Annotated in this window: 13 protein-coding genes; 6 read left to right on the top strand and 7 right to left on the bottom strand. The window is 41.8% G+C overall.

Annotation, left to right across the window (positions count from 1 at the left end):
* The 5 genes from DZC72_RS16190 to DZC72_RS16170 all read right to left on the bottom strand — a co-directional run.
* On the bottom strand, positions 1 to 1565 hold a 1565-nt coding region (locus tag DZC72_RS16190), incomplete at its 3' end, for a PhoX family protein (RefSeq protein ID WP_125223963.1).
* Positions 1566 to 1703: 138 nt separating this feature from the next.
* On the bottom strand, positions 1704 to 3170 hold the full coding sequence (locus DZC72_RS16185; RefSeq protein WP_125223962.1) for a NupC/NupG family nucleoside CNT transporter: 1467 nt from the start codon (positions 3168 to 3170) through the stop codon (positions 1704 to 1706).
* Between the two features lie 17 nt (positions 3171 to 3187).
* Positions 3188 to 3817, bottom strand: coding sequence for a bifunctional nuclease family protein (locus DZC72_RS16180; RefSeq protein ID WP_125223961.1), 630 nt, complete (start codon positions 3815 to 3817; stop codon positions 3188 to 3190).
* Between the two features lie 85 nt (positions 3818 to 3902).
* Positions 3903 to 4868 (bottom strand): electron transfer flavoprotein subunit alpha/FixB family protein, encoded by a 966-nt coding sequence (locus DZC72_RS16175; protein WP_125223960.1) that lies wholly within the window; start codon positions 4866 to 4868, stop codon positions 3903 to 3905.
* 37 nt (positions 4869 to 4905) lie between these two features.
* Positions 4906 to 5646: an electron transfer flavoprotein subunit beta/FixA family protein gene (locus DZC72_RS16170; protein WP_125223959.1), complete on the bottom strand. Its 741-nt coding sequence runs from the start codon at positions 5644 to 5646 to the stop codon at positions 4906 to 4908.
* Positions 5647 to 5924: 278 nt separating this feature from the next.
* Between DZC72_RS16170 and DZC72_RS16165 the strand changes: the two genes are divergently transcribed.
* The 4 genes from DZC72_RS16165 (at position 5925) to DZC72_RS16150 (ending at position 12631) form a co-directional block, all read left to right on the top strand.
* Entirely contained in the window at positions 5925 to 6902 is a 978-nt protein-coding gene (locus tag DZC72_RS16165; protein ID WP_125223958.1) for a pyruvate dehydrogenase complex E1 component subunit beta, read from the top strand.
* A 104-nt stretch (positions 6903 to 7006) separates the two neighbouring features.
* Positions 7007 to 9508, top strand: a complete 2502-nt coding sequence (locus DZC72_RS16160; RefSeq protein ID WP_125223957.1) for a DUF5686 family protein — start codon at positions 7007 to 7009, stop codon at positions 9506 to 9508.
* A gap of 67 nt (positions 9509 to 9575) precedes the next feature.
* On the top strand, positions 9576 to 10103 hold the full coding sequence (locus DZC72_RS16155; protein ID WP_125223956.1) for an inorganic diphosphatase: 528 nt from the start codon (positions 9576 to 9578) through the stop codon (positions 10101 to 10103).
* Positions 10104 to 10207: 104 nt separating this feature from the next.
* Positions 10208 to 12631: a sodium-translocating pyrophosphatase gene (locus DZC72_RS16150; protein ID WP_125223955.1), complete on the top strand. Its 2424-nt coding sequence runs from the start codon at positions 10208 to 10210 to the stop codon at positions 12629 to 12631.
* 69 nt (positions 12632 to 12700) lie between these two features.
* Here the strand turns inward: DZC72_RS16150 and DZC72_RS16145 are convergent, their stop codons facing one another.
* On the bottom strand, positions 12701 to 13402 hold the full coding sequence (locus DZC72_RS16145) for an energy transducer TonB (RefSeq protein WP_125223954.1): 702 nt from the start codon (positions 13400 to 13402) through the stop codon (positions 12701 to 12703).
* A gap of 97 nt (positions 13403 to 13499) precedes the next feature.
* On the opposite strand from DZC72_RS16145, the gene DZC72_RS16140 reads away from it, so the two are divergent.
* Entirely contained in the window at positions 13500 to 14588 is a 1089-nt protein-coding gene (locus DZC72_RS16140; RefSeq protein WP_317127167.1) for an App1 family protein, read from the top strand.
* 11 nt (positions 14589 to 14599) lie between these two features.
* On the opposite strand, the gene DZC72_RS16135 is transcribed toward DZC72_RS16140, so the two are convergent.
* Positions 14600 to 15214: a deoxynucleoside kinase gene (locus DZC72_RS16135; RefSeq protein WP_125223953.1), complete on the bottom strand. Its 615-nt coding sequence runs from the start codon at positions 15212 to 15214 to the stop codon at positions 14600 to 14602.
* Between the two features lie 334 nt (positions 15215 to 15548).
* Between DZC72_RS16135 and metK the strand changes: the two genes are divergently transcribed.
* Entirely contained in the window at positions 15549 to 16805 is a 1257-nt protein-coding gene (gene metK, locus DZC72_RS16130) for a methionine adenosyltransferase (RefSeq protein ID WP_125223952.1), read from the top strand.
* Positions 16806 to 16829 lie beyond the last annotated feature (24 nt).

Below are 16829 nucleotides of genomic sequence, written 5' to 3'. Positions count from 1 at the left end.
GTATATCCCGTTCCTGGGGAGTTACAACTATCCATGGTGGAAGCGGCATATCCGTCCCCATCGGCATCTAGGTACCACGTAGTCGCTTCAAAAACATCTGGGTTTGTATCGTCGCAATCCGTGGTAGGCAATACATTTAGAGTATATCCGGGGCCTGGACTAGTGGGACTTTGAACTATGGGAAGAACGGCATAACCATCTCCATCCGCATCAAGATACCAATTATTTATAGTGACCGAAGAACCTAAATTATCTTTTAAGGCAATGACCAGTGTTGTGGCCCTGTCAAAAGCAATTTCCGCGCCAGCGGCATCAGTTTGTGTACTGCTATTATTGTTGGGTGAGGGATGTTGAATGGACATGAACAGGAACCTGTAGTCTGGAGAAAACGTAATCCCCGTGGGTTCTGCCCCATTTGGAACTATCCCGAATATTTCGACCTTTGGGTTACTTTGGGAATGTCCATTTTTAACTACCCAAATGTAGTTATTGTCCCCATCCTGCATTACCCAAAGATTGCCCTCCCCATCAAAAGCCAAATTATCATTTCCATAACCCCAATTCACATTGGTAGTGCCATTTTGGTGTGATATCGAGTAGGTGGTATTACCCACATATGTTTCCATATTGGCCACCGTTGTTCCAGTGATGGGATTGGAGTCAAGGAATCTATACACCCTGTCCTCATTTTTTACGGCGAAATACACATAACCATCCGGTCCTATTTCCACATCCTCAATCCCACTAAATACCGTTGCACCAATAGCCGCACTTTGGGCATTGGTGGAATTTCTTTCTTGTGGGGTGGTATTATCCAAAAGCACCCATTCACCAGAGCCGTTTTTTGATCCGCGATATACATAAAGTTTCCCGCTACTAAGGTCTTGTGGCATATCCGCCACGAATTTGAACAAATAACCTACTGTGGCATCGGCCCCTTGGTAGGCAGTCCTTTGATTATTATGTATTACCAAATTTTCATGCTTGAAATTTCCAAGAGCCCATCTCTTGTCGATAACGGTCTTGGTCACAGGGTCTATTTCCACTGCCCATCCAAAGTCATCATATCCATCAGCATTACTATCCCTAGGAAAAGGATATTGGTTGGCAATCTCTTGGGAGGTATATTCTTCACAGCTTATAATAGTATTCCATGGTGTAACAGTCCCTGAGCAATTGGCTATAGTTCCTGCCACCGGCGAAAAGTCAACTGCCATGGAATAGGAGGTGGACCATAATTTTGTATTGGGATTAAAGCTGATATCTAGAATGGAATTTGCTCCGGGTACATTTTCGTGATTGATGCTCAAATAACCATTTTCATTGCTGCCGGAAATAGGTACATATCCAGTGAAATCAGTATTTCTTGGTAATACGCCTCCGGCCGTTAGTGCATCACCTTCCAAAATTATTTTTTGGAAGGTATGTGAAGATGGTATGACAAAATTCGAGTTTTGGACAGTAGGTTCAACGGATTGAAAGTCGGCAATATTTTGACCAAAGCTTGTTTTCGAGCAAAAAAGGAGAACAAGCAAGGTAAGCTTAATATAGATTTTAATTGCCATGAGAACGTAAATTTTGATTAAGTACCTCTTGCCAAGGTAGTTAATTTAGTGTTCGATGGTCAAACATGTGGGCTAAACTGCAGTATTTATCGGGGTAAGCAGCCTAACGTAAAGGTTTGTTAAAGAAAGGAAGAAACCTTATCCCAAAATCATCCCAGCAATGGTAGCGGAAAGAAGTGACGCTAGTGATCCCCCTAAGACAGCCTTCATTCCAAATTCCGATAATGTCTTGCGTTGTCCAGGAGCCAGAGAACCAATCCCTCCAATTTGGATTCCTATGGAGGCAAAATTGGCAAAGCCACAAAGCATGTACGTGGCCATAATGATCGATTTTTGATACCCCAAACTTGGAGAGACGGCCAAGTCTTTTAATTCTGCCAATTGGGTATAGGCCACAAATTCACTAGAGGCAAGTTTAATTCCCAATAGTTGGCCCATTAATGATATATCTTCATTGGCTACACCTATTAGCCACATTAAAGGAGCGAATATCGTACCTAGAATTGCCTCTAATGATAACTTTTCAAAAGAGGAATGCTCAGCAACAAATTGATTTAGACTGGTAATATCCCCTACATACCCAAAGATACCGTTCAACATGGCTATGAAGGCTACGAACACCAATAACATGGCACCAACGTTAACTGCCAATTTTAGACCTTCTGTAGTGCCATTGGCGATAGCATCCAGTAAGTTGGTCCCTATTTTTTCTGTAGAGACTTTGATATTCGTATCCACTTCTTCAGTCTGCGGACACAATATTTTGGAAACCACGATGGCCCCAGGTGCTGCCATTACCGATGCTGCGATTAAATGGCGGGCAAATTCCAATCTGAGTGCTTCATCGTTCCCACCTAAAAATCCTATATAGGCCGCCAGAACACCTCCGGCAACGGTAGCCATGCCACCAATCATCACCAAAAGAATTTCAGATTTGGTCATACGTTCCAAATAAGCTTTAATCATTAGCGGTGCTTCGGTCTGACCCAAAAAAATGTTTCCGGCAACAGAAAGGCTTTCAGGTCCTGAGATTCCGAGCGACTTGGTCAAAAGCCACGCCAAGCCCTTCACAATTTTCTGGATAATACCCAAGTAAAAAAGTACGGAGGTCAATGCAGAAAAAAATATGATTGTTGGTAGAATTTGGAAGGCGAAAACATATCCGATATTTGGATTCTCGAGATTCATAAGATTCCCCAATAAAAATTGGCTACCGGCGACCGTAAAATTTAAGATTTCATTGAATATTTTACCAAGTACCGTAAATATAGCCCTGATAAATGGAACCTTCAATATACCAACTGCTAGGGCCAATTGAATGGCAAGTCCGATTCCTACGGTCTTCCAGTTAATTGCTTTACGGTTTGAGCTGAACAGAAAAGCCAGTCCAATTAATACCAGCATTCCAAGAATACCACGCCACAGGCTGTTGAAGGAAAAACCTTCATTAGGAATTACCGAGGTCAATTGATTTTCTGCAATGTCATTAAGTACGGTGCTATCAACGGACTTTATTATCACCCCTGAAGTATCTGGTGATTGGGAGAATAATAGAATAGGGAGAAAGAATAAAAAGAGAAAGGGTAGAAAGGGATTTTTTTTCATGCGCAAGGGCTTGACTATCAATTTCTTTTGGATATTTCATCCCTCAATTTTGCAGCTTTTTCATAATCTTCGTTCGCCACAGCTTTTTTGAGCTCTTCTTCCAGTTCGTCTATTGTCAATTCCGTATAACCGTCCGTCGCACCGGAATCGATTTCTACGGTCTCACCTTCCTGAAGTATTTCATCTACGACGATACTATCGTCGCTCTCTTTTTTTTCGGTTTCCTTGGAAGAGAATTTCAAGAAAATGCCCGCCTTGTCCAAGATGGTCTTGTAGGTAAAGATAGGTGCATTGAACCTAAGCGCCAATGCAATGGCATCGCTGGTCCTGGCGTCTATGATTTCTTCAATGCCGTCCCTTTCGCAGATGATGCTGGAATAAAAAACACCATCCACGAGTTTGTGGATGATCACCTGTTTGATGACAATATCGAAGCGATCCGCAAAATTTTTGAAAAGATCATGTGTCAAGGGCCTTGGCGGCTTTATTTCCTTCTCAAGGGCTATGGCTATGGACTGTGCCTCAAAGGCTCCTATAACGATGGGTAATTTACGGTCTCCCTCCACTTCATTCAATATAAGGGCATAGGCGCCATTTTGTGTTTGGCTGTAGGAAATCCCTTTTATTTTCAATCGTACTAAACTCATAAGTTTTATAAACTAAAAAAGCTGTTCAAACACTTGGGACCCCAACTATTCGAACAGCCCTTTGTGGGGCACAAATTAACAAAAATTAGCTGTTTTGAGCTTTAAATTCCTTTAATTTTTCGATTAACTCCGGCACGACTTCAAAAGCATCGCCCACGATTCCATAATCGGCAGCCTTGAAAAATGGAGCTTCCGGATCGTTGTTGATGACCACTTTCGTTTTGGAGGAGCTAACACCGGCCAAATGTTGAATGGCACCGGAAATCCCTATAGCGATATACAGGTTGCTTGCAACGGGCTTGCCTGTTTGTCCAACATGTTCTCCATGTGGTCGCCAACCTAGGTCGGATACAGGTTTGGAACATGCGGTGGCTGCGCCCAGTACATCGGCCAAGTCCTCTATCATTCCCCAATTTTCAGGTCCTTTAAGGCCCCTTCCAGCGGAAACGACTATATCCGCATCGGCAATGGTCGCTTTACCAACGACCTTGTCTATATCCGTTGACTTAGTTTTAAATTCGGCATCAAGGGATATGCTAAAATCTTCGATGGATGCATCGGTAGGTGTCTCAACCGTTCCAAAGGCATTGTTGGATACCCCTAGGATTTTTATATCGGTTTTAATTTCGGTATGTGCAAAACCTTTGTTGCTAAAGGCTGTTCTTTTTATTTTGAAAGGGGTTGTACTTTCAGGGGCCGCCACAATATTGGGAACATAACCCGCCTTCAATCGTGCCGATAGAAGGGGAGCCATATATTTTGCATCGGAACTTGAACTGATAACCACCACACTTGCCCCTTCAGCTTCTAAGGCTTTGGATACGACCTCTGCCGCGGCCTTGGCATTGAAAGGTTTCATTTTTTCATTCTGGACGTTCAACACCTTGGAAATACCATAGGTTCCCAAGAGGGCGTTTTCCATACAATTAATGGAAACGGCCGTTGCCGTGGTGCCCATCTGCCTGGCCACTTCCGAAGCATAGGAAGCGACTTCAAATGCGTTCTTCTTAAATTTTCCGTTTTCGGATTCTGTATATACTATAACTGACATTTCTTCTATTTTTTGAGTTTACAGCTTCAAAAAGCTATTAAATTACCTTGGCTTCATTATGTAGTAAGGAGACTAACTCATCTACCGTTTCTACGAGTTTTATTTCGCCCTTGGGAGCTGGTTTGTCGAATTTTACGTCTTCTGTGGCTTTAATACCTTCTACAGGTTCCACAACGCTCAATTTTTTCTGCCTTGCCATCATAATGCCGCGCATGTTGGGAATTTTAAGGTCACTTTCCTCCACGAGGCCTTTTTGTCCTCCTACAACCAAAGGCAAAGAGGTGCTTAGAGTTTCCTTTCCTCCATCAATTTCCCTCACCGCGGTCACATTATCCCCATCTATCTCCAATTTTACACAAGTATTAACGAAATTCATGTCCAGTAGGGAAGCAAGTATACCAGGGACCATTCCGCCGTTGTAATCGATGGATTCCCTACCTCCAATCACCAAGTCATAGCCACCGTTCTTTACGATTTCGGCCAACTGTTGTGCCACAAAAAAACCGTCGGTAGGTACTGCGTTCACCCGTATGGCCTCATCGGCACCAATGGCCAATGCCTTTCTCATGGTAGGCTCCACACTCGCGTCCCCAACAGTCGCCACGTGAACGGTGGCACCTTGTTTTTCCTTAAACCACATGGCCCTCGTAAGTCCAAACTCATCATTTGGATTGATTACGAACTGCACTCCGTTGGTGTCAAATTTGGTATCGCCATCTGTAAAGTTTATCTTGGAAGTAGTATCCGGTACATTGCTTATACAAACTAGTATTTTCATGTGTGTATTTTTAGTTTTTTAATTTACAAAGGTAACCTCTAACTATTAAAAGTATCATCAATATAAGGCTCTAATGATTATTTTAATCGTATAGGTTTCATTGAATGAAACTCCTTTTTGTGTTGATCACGAAGATAACCAATATTTTCTAAATTTACTATGCATGCATAGTAAATTTTATTACTTTTTTTAAATCGGGCATCCGTTTAATTGATATATAATTTCCTATTTTTGCTTGCTTTCAATTGAAAGGTTAAAGACTAATATTTCTTATAGACATGAAAACACTACAGTTTAGAGAAGCTATTGCGGAGGCGATGTCCGAGGAGATGCGCAGGGATGAATCCATTTATCTAATGGGAGAAGAAGTAGCGGAATACAATGGTGCTTACAAAGCTTCTAAGGGTATGTTGGATGAGTTCGGTCCCAAAAGGGTTATCGATACGCCCATTTCAGAACTTGGTTTTGCCGGAGTGGCGGTAGGTTCTACCATGACCGGCAACAGGCCCATTGTGGAGTTCATGACCTTTAACTTTGCATTGGTCGGTATCGATCAGATTATCAATAATGCGGCAAAAATCAGACAAATGTCCGGGGGGCAGTTTCCATGTCCCATCGTGTTCAGGGGTCCTACGGCATCCGCGGGCCAGTTGGCAGCCACGCACTCACAGGCCTTTGAAAGTTGGTACGCAAACTGTCCTGGACTAAAGGTAATCGTTCCTTCCAATCCTGCAGACGCCAAAGGATTGCTGAAATCTGCAATCAGGGATGACGACCCCATTATTTTTATGGAATCCGAACAAATGTACGGGGATAAAGGAGAGGTTCCAGAGGGGGATTATACCATACCAATAGGCGTTGCCGATATCAAAAGGGAAGGCAAGGACGTAACCATAGTCTCTTTTGGAAAAATAATCAAGGAGGCCTATAAAGCAGCGGATGAACTGGAGAAAGAGGGTATCAGTTGCGAGATCATAGACCTAAGGACCGTAAAACCGTTGGATTATGATGCCGTGATCAAGTCCGTGAAGAAAACAAATAGATTGGTAGTGTTGGAAGAGGCATGGCCTTTTGGGAACGTGGCTACGGAGATTACCTATCATATCCAGGCCAATGCCTTTGATTATTTGGATGCTCCCATCATAAAAATCAATACGGCAGATACTCCAGCACCGTATTCCCCTGTATTGTTGGAGGAATGGCTGCCCAATCACGAAGACGTTATCAAGGCCGTTAAAAAAGTGTTATATAAGTAATTAAGACATAATGTAAAGGTACCTTAGCTTCTTCGACCAATGTGTTGAAGAAGCTTTTTTATTGGAACGTTATTTGCCAAAAGGCTTAAGGGAACATCTTGTACATGAATAAATTCTTTTTCCATTTTTTTCTGCTATTTACCGTAGGTCTTCTGGGCCAAACCAAGGTAGGGGGTCTTGTAACGGATGAAAACGGAGAACCCGTTGCCTTTGCCAACGTTTTTTTCAAAGGTTCCACGGAAGGCACCATTACAAATGACAACGGAAGGTTTTATATGGAGTCGGACAATACTTATAAAGTCCTGGTCGTATCATTTATAGGGTATGAGAACAGGGAAATGACACTTGCCTCCAGAGTGAACTACGATATGGAAATTACCCTTACCGAAGCCGCAGAACAATTGAACGAAGTGGTACTAATATCGGGAAAGCAATCCAAAAAGAACAATCCTGCCGTGGATATCCTACGAAAAATATGGGCCAAGAAACGGGAAAATGGCATCCGAAAATTTAACCAATACGCCTTTGATAAATATGAGAAGGTGGAATTCGATTTGAACACGATAGACAGTGCCTTGATGAAACGTAAGATTTTTAAAGGGCTGGAGTTTGTGTTCCAGGATTTGGATACATCAAGGATTACAGGTAAAACCTATCTTCCTATCTTTTTGAACGAAACTTTTTCCAAGGTATATGGCGATAATGTTCTAAACGAGGAGAAGGAAGATGTGTTGGGGAACAAAAATTCTGGTTTTGAGAATAATCAGGCTATTATAGCCTTTGTAAAAGATCTCTACCAGAGTTATGATATTTACGATAATTACCTAAAGTTTTTTGATAAAAGCTTTACAAGCCCCCTATCCAGAACAGGAATCGATACCTATAATTATGCCCTTCGTGATAGTGCCTACATCGATAACAAATGGTGCTATAATATTGTGTATTACCCAAGGAGAAAGAACGAACTGACCTTTAAAGGGGATTTCTGGGTAAACGATTCCACTTGGGCCATAAAGAACATTAACCTGGAAGTCACCAAAAGCGCCAATATCAACTGGGTGAAGGAGATTTATATCGAGCAGGATTTTGAAGTGGTCAACGATTCCCTTTTTCTTTTAAAGCGCGACTATATGTTGAGCGATTTCAGTTTCCAAAAAAAGGAAACTTCCAGAGGCGTTTATGGGAAACGGACAACCGTTTATGACAACTATGAATTCGATAACAAAAGACCCAAAGAATTTTACCGAAAGGATTTAAACCCATTGGATATTAACTTAATAGTGCAGGACGATGCCTTTTGGCAAAAGAACCGGCTGGAATCCCTAAATAAAGATGAGGCAGGAATTTATACCTTGTTGGATACCTTAAAGACGGTCCCAAAGTTTAGATCCTATTATAATTTGGTCAGTATTTTAGGGTCTGGATATGTTGAAATTGACAAGTGGGATTTAGACATTGGCAATGTGTATGATGTATTTGGGTTCAATCCTGCCGAAGGTCCACGGCTTAGGTTGGGAGCAAGGACCTATAGAGGCCAGAATGATCTATGGCGATTAGAGGGGTACATGGCCTACGGTTTTACCGATCAAAAAGTGAAATATGGTTTCAGCGGCAAGTTTCTTGTTGAACCTAAGACCCGTTTGATAATTTCGGGTGGGAACCGGCGGGACATTGAGCAATTGGGGGTTAGCCTAACGGCCACCCGCGACGTTTTGGGGCGTAGTATAGCCTCCTCCTCGCTTTTGACCGTAGGAGCCAACAATAGGTTGACCAACATTAACCTGAGTGCGTTAAATTTTGAGGTAGAACCCGTTACAAATTTTAGGATTTCCTTAGGTGGGACTTTTAGGACACTTAGTTCCGCGCTCCCCAATGATTTCAGTTTGGACTTTATAGACACGGAATCCGCTTCCGGCGTTTCCTCTGAAATAAGACAGTTTGATTTTAATACCCTCTTAATATATACTCCAGGTAAAAAAACAATAGGCTATGGCGTCGAAAGGCGGGATGTCAACGATACCTACAGCACCCTATTGCTCAATTATACAAAGGGTACGGATGGTGTTCTGGGAAGTGACTTTAATTATCAGAAATTACAGTTTTCCTACAGTCAACCTTGGCAGTTGGGCGGCTTTGGTAGATTGATGAGCACTGTGGAATTGGGCAAGACCTTTGGTGAGGTTCCTTTAGGACTCTTGAGCGTGGTTCCAGGCAACCAGACCTTTTTCACCAATTATGGAACGTTTCCCAATTTGGACTTCTACGAATTTGTGACCGATACGTATGCATCGGTCCATTTGGAGCATAATTTTAATGGAAGGCTCTTTTCTAGGATACCTTTTTTACGTAAATTGAACCTGAGGGAAATATTGGGATTAAGAGGCGTTTGGGGAAGTCTATCGGAAGGGAATATAGCCCTAAGTGCCCCTGCATCTTTGAATACGCCCTTAAGGGCACCTTCGGAAAAAATGTATTATGAATACTCTATTGGAGTAGGGAATATATTTAGGATTTTTAGAATCGACTTTAACTTTAGGGGCAACTACTTGGACAATCCCAATGCCAGGCCCTTTGGTATAACCGGATCTTTTGGTTTTAGTTTTTGATTTGCCAAGGCAATCTTCGGAAATAGGTTTCGTTTCATAAATAAAAGTAATTACTATATACACAGACATGGCCAAAAAAAAAGACATAACATTTGATGTACTGATTGAGATTCCCAAAGGGAGTAGAAATAAATATGAATATGATTTTACCCTGCATAAGATCAGGTTCGATAGAACGCTTTTTTCATCAATGATGTACCCAGGCGATTACGGATTCGTTCCTGAGACCTTGGCCTTGGATAAAGATCCCTTGGATGTATTGGTTCTTGGAACGGAACCTACTTTTCCCATGGTGGTCATGGAAGTTAAGCCAATTGGTGTTTTTCATATGACCGATGAAAAAGGGCCCGATGAAAAAATTATTTGTGTTCCTGTATCCGATCCTATTTGGAGCAAGAGGGACGATATCAGTGATTTAAATCCGCATAGGCTTAAGGAAATAGAACATTTCTTTCAAGTATATAAAGACTTGGAAAAAAAGAAGGTCGATACCGGTGGCTGGGGCAATCATGAAGAAGCCATAAAAATTTATGAGGAGTGTGTAAAACGGTATCAGGAAAGTGAACACAAGGATAAGCGCACCTTTATGATATAGCTATTTTTTAGGAAGCCAAAGCCCCCTTTTAATATAATTAAGGGGGCTTTTTTTATTATATTCTATTTTACTACTTTAGCAGCCACAAAAAAATAACTAATCAAATGGAATTAATCGTAAAATTTTTACCTGCTTTTGGTGGCTTGGCCCTTCTGTACGTATTCATTAAAAGTGCTTGGGTATCCAAACAAGAAGTGGGTAATGAAAAAATGGCGAGAATAGCCAAAAATATTGCTGATGGGGCAATGTCCTTCTTAAAGGCCGAGTACAAAATATTGGCCGTTTTTGTAGCTGCTGTGGCAGTTCTTTTGTTTTTTAAGGGCAGTAATGAGGTAGGATCAAATGGAATGGTAGCTGTTTCATTCATCGTAGGTGCAATATGTTCCGCTTTGGCCGGTTTCATTGGAATGAAGGTGGCGACCAAAGCAAACGTTAGAACTACTCAGGCCGCTAGGACTTCGCTAGGAAAAGCCCTTGAAGTAGCTTTTGCCGGTGGTGCCGTTATGGGACTTGGTGTTGTAGGATTGGGAGTACTTGGTCTAAGTGGTCTTTTCATGATTTATAGTGGGCAAGGTTGGTCCTTGGGTGAAGTGCTTAATGTATTGTCCGGTTTTTCTTTGGGAGCCTCTTCCATTGCGCTTTTTGCCCGTGTTGGTGGCGGTATCTATACCAAAGCAGCGGATGTTGGTGCCGATTTGGTTGGTAAGGTAGAAGCCGGTATTCCTGAGGATCATCCCTTAAACCCCGCTACGATTGCGGATAACGTAGGAGATAACGTAGGAGATGTTGCCGGTATGGGAGCGGATTTGTTCGAATCCTATGTAGGTTCAATTATAGGAACCATGGTACTGGGTGCCGCATTTGTGCAAATTCCTGCTTTTGCAGGTTCGTTCGATGGTCTTGGTGCTGTGTACCTTCCGTTGGTACTGGCAGCTGTCGGTATCATTATGTCCATTATTGGAACCTTCTTCGTTAAGGTAAAGGATGGCGGAAATCCACAGACCGCATTGAACATCGGGGAATTTGGATCCGCTGGTCTGATGTTGGTCGCCTGTTATTTTATCATTACCAATATGTTACCGGAAAGCTGGACTTTTGGGGGTGTAGAGTATGGTTCATTAGGTGTTTTCATAGCCGTATTGGCCGGACTTGTAGCCGGACTTGCCGTAGGTAAGGTTACCGAATATTACACTGGAACAGGTACAAAACCTGTTAATAGCATTGTAAGACAATCAGAAACTGGAGCCGCTACGAACATTATCTCTGGATTAGGTGTGGGTATGATGTCCACGATGTTCCCTATCCTTTTGATTGCCGCCGCGATTTTGGTTTCGCATCATTTTGCGGGATTGTACGGTATTGCGATTGCTGCCGTAGGTATGTTGGCCAATACGGGAATCCAATTGGCCGTGGATGCTTATGGACCGATTTCCGATAACGCCGGGGGTATTGCCGAAATGGCCGAATTGCCAAGTGAGGTTAGGGAACGTACCGATAAATTGGATGCAGTAGGTAACACAACGGCTGCTATTGGAAAAGGATTTGCAATCGCTTCTGCTGCGTTGACGGCTTTGGCGCTATTCGCTGCTTTTATGCAAACTGCTAATGTAACGGCTATCGATGTTTCAAAACCGACCGTTATGGCCGGTCTCTTGGTTGGTGGTATGTTACCTTTCGTATTTTCTGCATTATCGATGAATGCGGTGGGTCGTGCCGCTATGGCCATGATAGAAGAAGTACGTCGCCAATTTAGAGACATTCCCCAATTGAAGGCTGCATTGGAAGTAATGAGGTCTGTAGATTCTGATATGAGCAAAGCTACACCGGAACAACGTGCAATTTTTGATGCTGCCGATGGAGTTGCAGAATACGATAAGTGTGTTGCTATCTCAACACAAGCTTCCATTAAGGAAATGGTATTGCCAGGTTTATTGGCGATTGCCGTTCCTGTAGCCGTTGGTTTTATTGGTGGAGCGGAAATGTTGGGAGGTCTTTTGGCAGGTGTCACCACGTGCGGAGTTTTAATGGCTATATTCCAATCGAACGCAGGTGGAGCTTGGGATAATGCCAAAAAGACTATAGAGAGTGATGGCCGTAAAGGTACGGATGCACATAAAGCTGCCGTAGTTGGTGATACTGTTGGTGACCCGTTCAAGGATACCTCCGGTCCTTCTTTGAATATCCTTTTAAAGTTAATGTCCGTTGTTGCTTTGGTAATCGCACCTAGTATTGCTATGAGTGGCGATAGTATGACAGCATATAACGAAACAAAGGTCGCAACTGAGGTTGTTTCAAAACAAGTCGAAAGAAAGGTTGAGGTGAATATGGAGAAAAGTGATGCGGGGACCGTTAAAGCAACTGTAATAACTACTATTGCCAACAATGGCGAGGAATCTATTTCCGAACAAGTTTTTGAAGGAACTGAAGAAGAAGTAAATGCTAAAATCGAGGCTTTCAATAAAACTTCTGAAGGTGTTAAAGTTCAGATTGAGAAAGTTGTAGAGGAAGTTGAGGAGAAAATCCAATAAAAATTCTTCTTGAACAATAATCATATTTAAAAAAGGGCTTACCAGAAACGGTAAGCCCTTTTTTATTTTTTATTGAAGTACAAAATTAATGGGAATACTAAAAGAGACCTTAACAGGAGTTCCACGCTGTTGTCCTGGAGTCATTTTAGGTAATTTGGATAGGATACGAGTAGCCTCCTCCTCCAAAATCTTATGGGGCCCTCTTTTTTGGATGGTTCCAATGGAGCCATCACTTTTTATTTCGAATTGGGTACTTACCCTACCTTGAATACCCATTTCTTGAGCAAGTTCTGGATACCTGAAATTTTTTCGGATATGCTTTTGCATCATTTCGTTGAAGCACGCCCTTTTATCCTTGACATTTTCACAACCTGGGAAAATGGGAACTTCCTCAATGGTAATCCAATTTACATGTACTTCCTCTTCCGGTTCATCAACCGCAATGTCATCAATTTCAAGAATTTCGGTATCAGGATTCGGTTCCGTGGATAGGATTTCGGTTTCAATAATTTCCGCATCATCTTCCTCAATTTTTATTTCTGGAGGAAGTATCTGTTTAATTTTGGGTTGTTCAATTTTAAATTTTTCTACGGGTTCTTCTTCTATTTCACTCGGAGAAACATTCATGCTAACATCATAAATGGACTTCGGTTCATAGCTTTTCCATTCTAGGGCTATAAATGCCAGCCCTAAAACGAGCATGAGCCCTAAAACAAAGAAAAGGCCGCTTTTTTTGTTGAGGTCTTTCGTGGGGTTCTTTTTTGGTTTCATTTTTTTAAATTTTTGGCTTTCGTGGTACAAGCCTGGTTACACTTGAATTTTGCTTTGATTTAAAACTATACCATTTAATTCGGACTCAAAATGGGCATTGAGTAACAGTGACCTTTGGCTGAGTGAACAATCCATTTTTACACTACTTGTAGTTCATCGAACTGAAAATGATCGTATTTTTGACTATATGGGACTTTTTAAAAAAGATAAGCTTCAAATAATTGCCTTTAATGGTTATGGAACTCCAGACAGATTTTATGTTCGCGGTAGGGCATTGGAAGATGAGAACATCGATCTTGGAAACAAGGGAGCGTTTAAACTTTTAATAAACACATGGAAACGTTTCGAAACCGATGAGATAAAAAATACACCAATACGGGTAACCATTGGTAATCATATCACCCTTCTAGGAAAGACCGACCATGAAGGGTATTATCTAGTAAATGAGAAGGTAGAAAGCCTTTCCAAATATATTAACGAAGAAGGATGGGTGAAATTCGAGATTTCCTTTTTTGACACGGAGCTAAAGAGGGAAATTTTAAACCAGAACAGCTTTCCCGGAAAAATGTTGATCCCTAGTATCAAGTCAAAGTTTGGTGTCATTAGTGACATTGATGATACGATTTTGCACACAGGGGTAGTTTCTTCACTAAAATGGAAGGTAATCATCAATACTATATTTAAAAGGGCAACAAGCAGAAGGCCCTTGGAAGGAGCAGCCGAGTTTTATCATCTGCTTCATCAAGGTAAAACGGGGCAAGAGGCCAACCCTATTTTCTATGTGAGCCATAGTCCCTGGAACCTGTATAGATATTTGGAACTTTTTCTTACGACCAATAATTTTCCAAAAGGACCCATTTTATTGCGAAGTATGTCAAGTTTTACCCGAAGAAAAAGAGATGATAAGCCTCAGAAACAAAAAGAAATAACGGGAATCCTAAATACCTATCCGGAGCTTTCCTTTATTCTCATTGGTGATAGTGGCGAAAAGGATGCGGATATTTATATTGAGATTTCAAAACTGTTTCCTAACAGGGTAAAGGCAATTTATTTGAGGAGTGTATCGGACGGGCGAAGAATGTCAAGGGTATCCAATTTGTTCTCGGCCCACAAAAACATTCCTTTTTTAATGGTAAACAAAACGGAAGAGGCAATTGCCCATGCCAAGGAGCAAGGATTTATTTGAATTAGGAAAGGTTAAAACAATCCATTGATTTCGGCATCTATTTTATTGATTACCCTACCAAGGTCTTCAGGGTTGTCCACAAAGTCAAGTTCATCTACATCAATGACCAACAATTTCCCTTTATCATATCCATGCACCCATGCTTCATAGCGTTCGTTCAATCGGCTTAGGTAATCTATGGAAATACTGTTTTCGTAATCCCTGCCTCGTTTTTGGATTTGTTTGACCAGATTGGGGATCGAACTTCTAAGATAAATGAGCAGTTCAGGAGGCTCTACCAAAGATTCCATCAATTCAAAGAGACTCGAATAATTTTTAAAGTCCCTATTGGTCATAAGGCCCATGGCATGAAGGTTGGGGGCAAAAATATGCGCATCCTCATAGATGGTTCGGTCCTGAATTACATCCTTTCCCGTCTCCCGGATCTGCACGATTTGCCTGTACCGACTATTTAGGAAATAGATTTGGAGGTTAAAGCTCCAGCGTTCCATTTGGGTATAAAAATCATCCAGGTACGGGTTGTCCACAACATCCTCAAAATGCGCTTCCCACTTGTAATGTTTGGCCAATAATCTTGTCAATGTGGTCTTACCTGCTCCAATGTTTCCTGCTACGGCAATGTGCATTTTGGTCTTGTTTAACGGTTAGTTGTTCTGAAAAAGTTGTAGCGTACAATATACGAAGTATATTAATTTTCAGAAAAAATAGTAGTTGAAATGCCTACATAATTTTTGGAGTTTTCCATACTAGGAATTGGAATCATAAAAAGTATTTAAAACATTTTAAAAAGAAACTATTTTTATACTTTTGCCCGGAACAAAGAGGAAGGATTTGACTGATTGCAACCTCGTTAAAAATGCTAAAGCAGTTTTGTGTCGGATTGTTTCCGTCGCTCTCCTGAGAAAACAATTCCTCCTTTAGTAAGCGCAACTATAGAATCCTTTTTTAAACAAAAAAGAAATGGCGTATTTATTTACATCAGAATCCGTAAGTGAAGGACATCCGGATAAGGTGGCAGATCAAATTAGCGATGCCCTGTTAGATCATTTTTTGGCCTTTGACCCAGAAAGTAAAGTGGCTTGTGAAACCTTGGTCACTACGGGTCAGGTTGTATTGGCTGGAGAAGTGAAAAGTCATACCTATCTAGACGTTCAGAATATTGCAAGGGATGTAATCAACAAAATAGGATATACCAAAGGCGAGTACCAATTTAGTGGCGATTCCTGTGGCGTAATTTCCTTGATCCATGAACAGTCACAAGACATTAATCAAGGTGTGGACAGAGGCTCCAAAGAGGAACAGGGAGCTGGAGATCAGGGGATGATGTTCGGTTATGCTACCAAGGAAACGGACAATTACATGCCTTTGGCATTGGACATCTCGCATAAAATATTGCACACCTTGGCGGAACTTCGTAGGGAAGGGAAGGAAATAAAATACTTAAGACCGGATGCCAAGGCACAGGTAACTATCGAATATTCAGATGAAAATGTACCCCAAAGAATCGATACCATTGTGGTGTCTACCCAGCACGATCCCTTTGATTCCAACGATGAGGCCATGTTGGCGAAAATTAAGTCGGACATCATTTCCATTCTTATTCCCAGGGTAAAATCGCAACTCCCATTGGATATTCAAAAGTTGTTTGATAGTCAGATAACCTATCATATCAATCCCACGGGAAAATTTGTTATTGGTGGGCCGCATGGGGATACCGGTTTGACCGGAAGAAAGATTATTGTGGATACATATGGAGGCAAGGGAGCACATGGGGGCGGAGCCTTTAGCGGAAAGGATCCCAGCAAGGTAGACCGTAGTGCGGCCTATGCGGCCCGTCATATAGCCAAAAATTTGGTAGCTGCCGGCGTGGCCGATGAAATTTTGGTTCAGGTAAGTTATGCCATTGGTGTAGTAGAGCCTACTTCCATCTTCGTGGAAACCTACGGTACTTCCAATGTTTCAATGCATGATGGCGAGATTGCTAAAAAAGTACGTCAGTTGTTCGATTTAAGACCTTTTGCGGTTGAGGAACGCCTAAAGCTTAGAAACCCCATTTATTTGGAAACCGCTGCCTACGGTCACATGGGCAAGGAATCCAAAAAAGTGGTAAAAGTTTTCGAATCCCCATATAATGGTCGGGTTGAAATGGAAGTAGAATTGTTTACCTGGGAGAAACTGGATATGGTAGATGATGTAAAAACGGCCTTTGGATTGTAGGCTTTCTAAGCATTATATAAAAAG

This window comes from Maribacter algicola, from assembly GCF_003933245.1.
GTDB lineage: Bacteria > Bacteroidota > Bacteroidia > Flavobacteriales > Flavobacteriaceae > Maribacter > Maribacter algicola.
This window is presented reverse-complemented; position numbering and strand designations above follow the sequence as displayed.

Bases quoted from the DNA above. Each gene is read 5' to 3' on its own strand.
- DZC72_RS16185 (WP_125223962.1), bottom strand. From the start codon at position 3,170: ATGAAAAAAAATCCCTTTCTACCCTTTCTCTTTTTATTCTTTCTCCCT.
- DZC72_RS16180 (WP_125223961.1), bottom strand. From the start codon at position 3,817: ATGAGTTTAGTACGATTGAAAATAAAAGGGATTTCCTACAGCCAAACA.
- DZC72_RS16175 (WP_125223960.1), bottom strand. From the start codon at position 4,868: ATGTCAGTTATAGTATATACAGAATCCGAAAACGGAAAATTTAAGAAG.
- DZC72_RS16170 (WP_125223959.1), bottom strand. From the start codon at position 5,646: ATGAAAATACTAGTTTGTATAAGCAATGTACCGGATACTACTTCCAAG.
- DZC72_RS16165 (WP_125223958.1), top strand. From the start codon at position 5,925: ATGAAAACACTACAGTTTAGAGAAGCTATTGCGGAGGCGATGTCCGAG.
- DZC72_RS16160 (WP_125223957.1), top strand. From the start codon at position 7,007: ATGAATAAATTCTTTTTCCATTTTTTTCTGCTATTTACCGTAGGTCTT.
- DZC72_RS16155 (WP_125223956.1), top strand. From the start codon at position 9,576: ATGGCCAAAAAAAAAGACATAACATTTGATGTACTGATTGAGATTCCC.
- DZC72_RS16150 (WP_125223955.1), top strand. From the start codon at position 10,208: ATGGAATTAATCGTAAAATTTTTACCTGCTTTTGGTGGCTTGGCCCTT.
- DZC72_RS16145 (WP_125223954.1), bottom strand. From the start codon at position 13,402: ATGAAACCAAAAAAGAACCCCACGAAAGACCTCAACAAAAAAAGCGGC.
- DZC72_RS16135 (WP_125223953.1), bottom strand. From the start codon at position 15,214: ATGCACATTGCCGTAGCAGGAAACATTGGAGCAGGTAAGACCACATTG.
- metK (WP_125223952.1), top strand. From the start codon at position 15,549: ATGGCGTATTTATTTACATCAGAATCCGTAAGTGAAGGACATCCGGAT.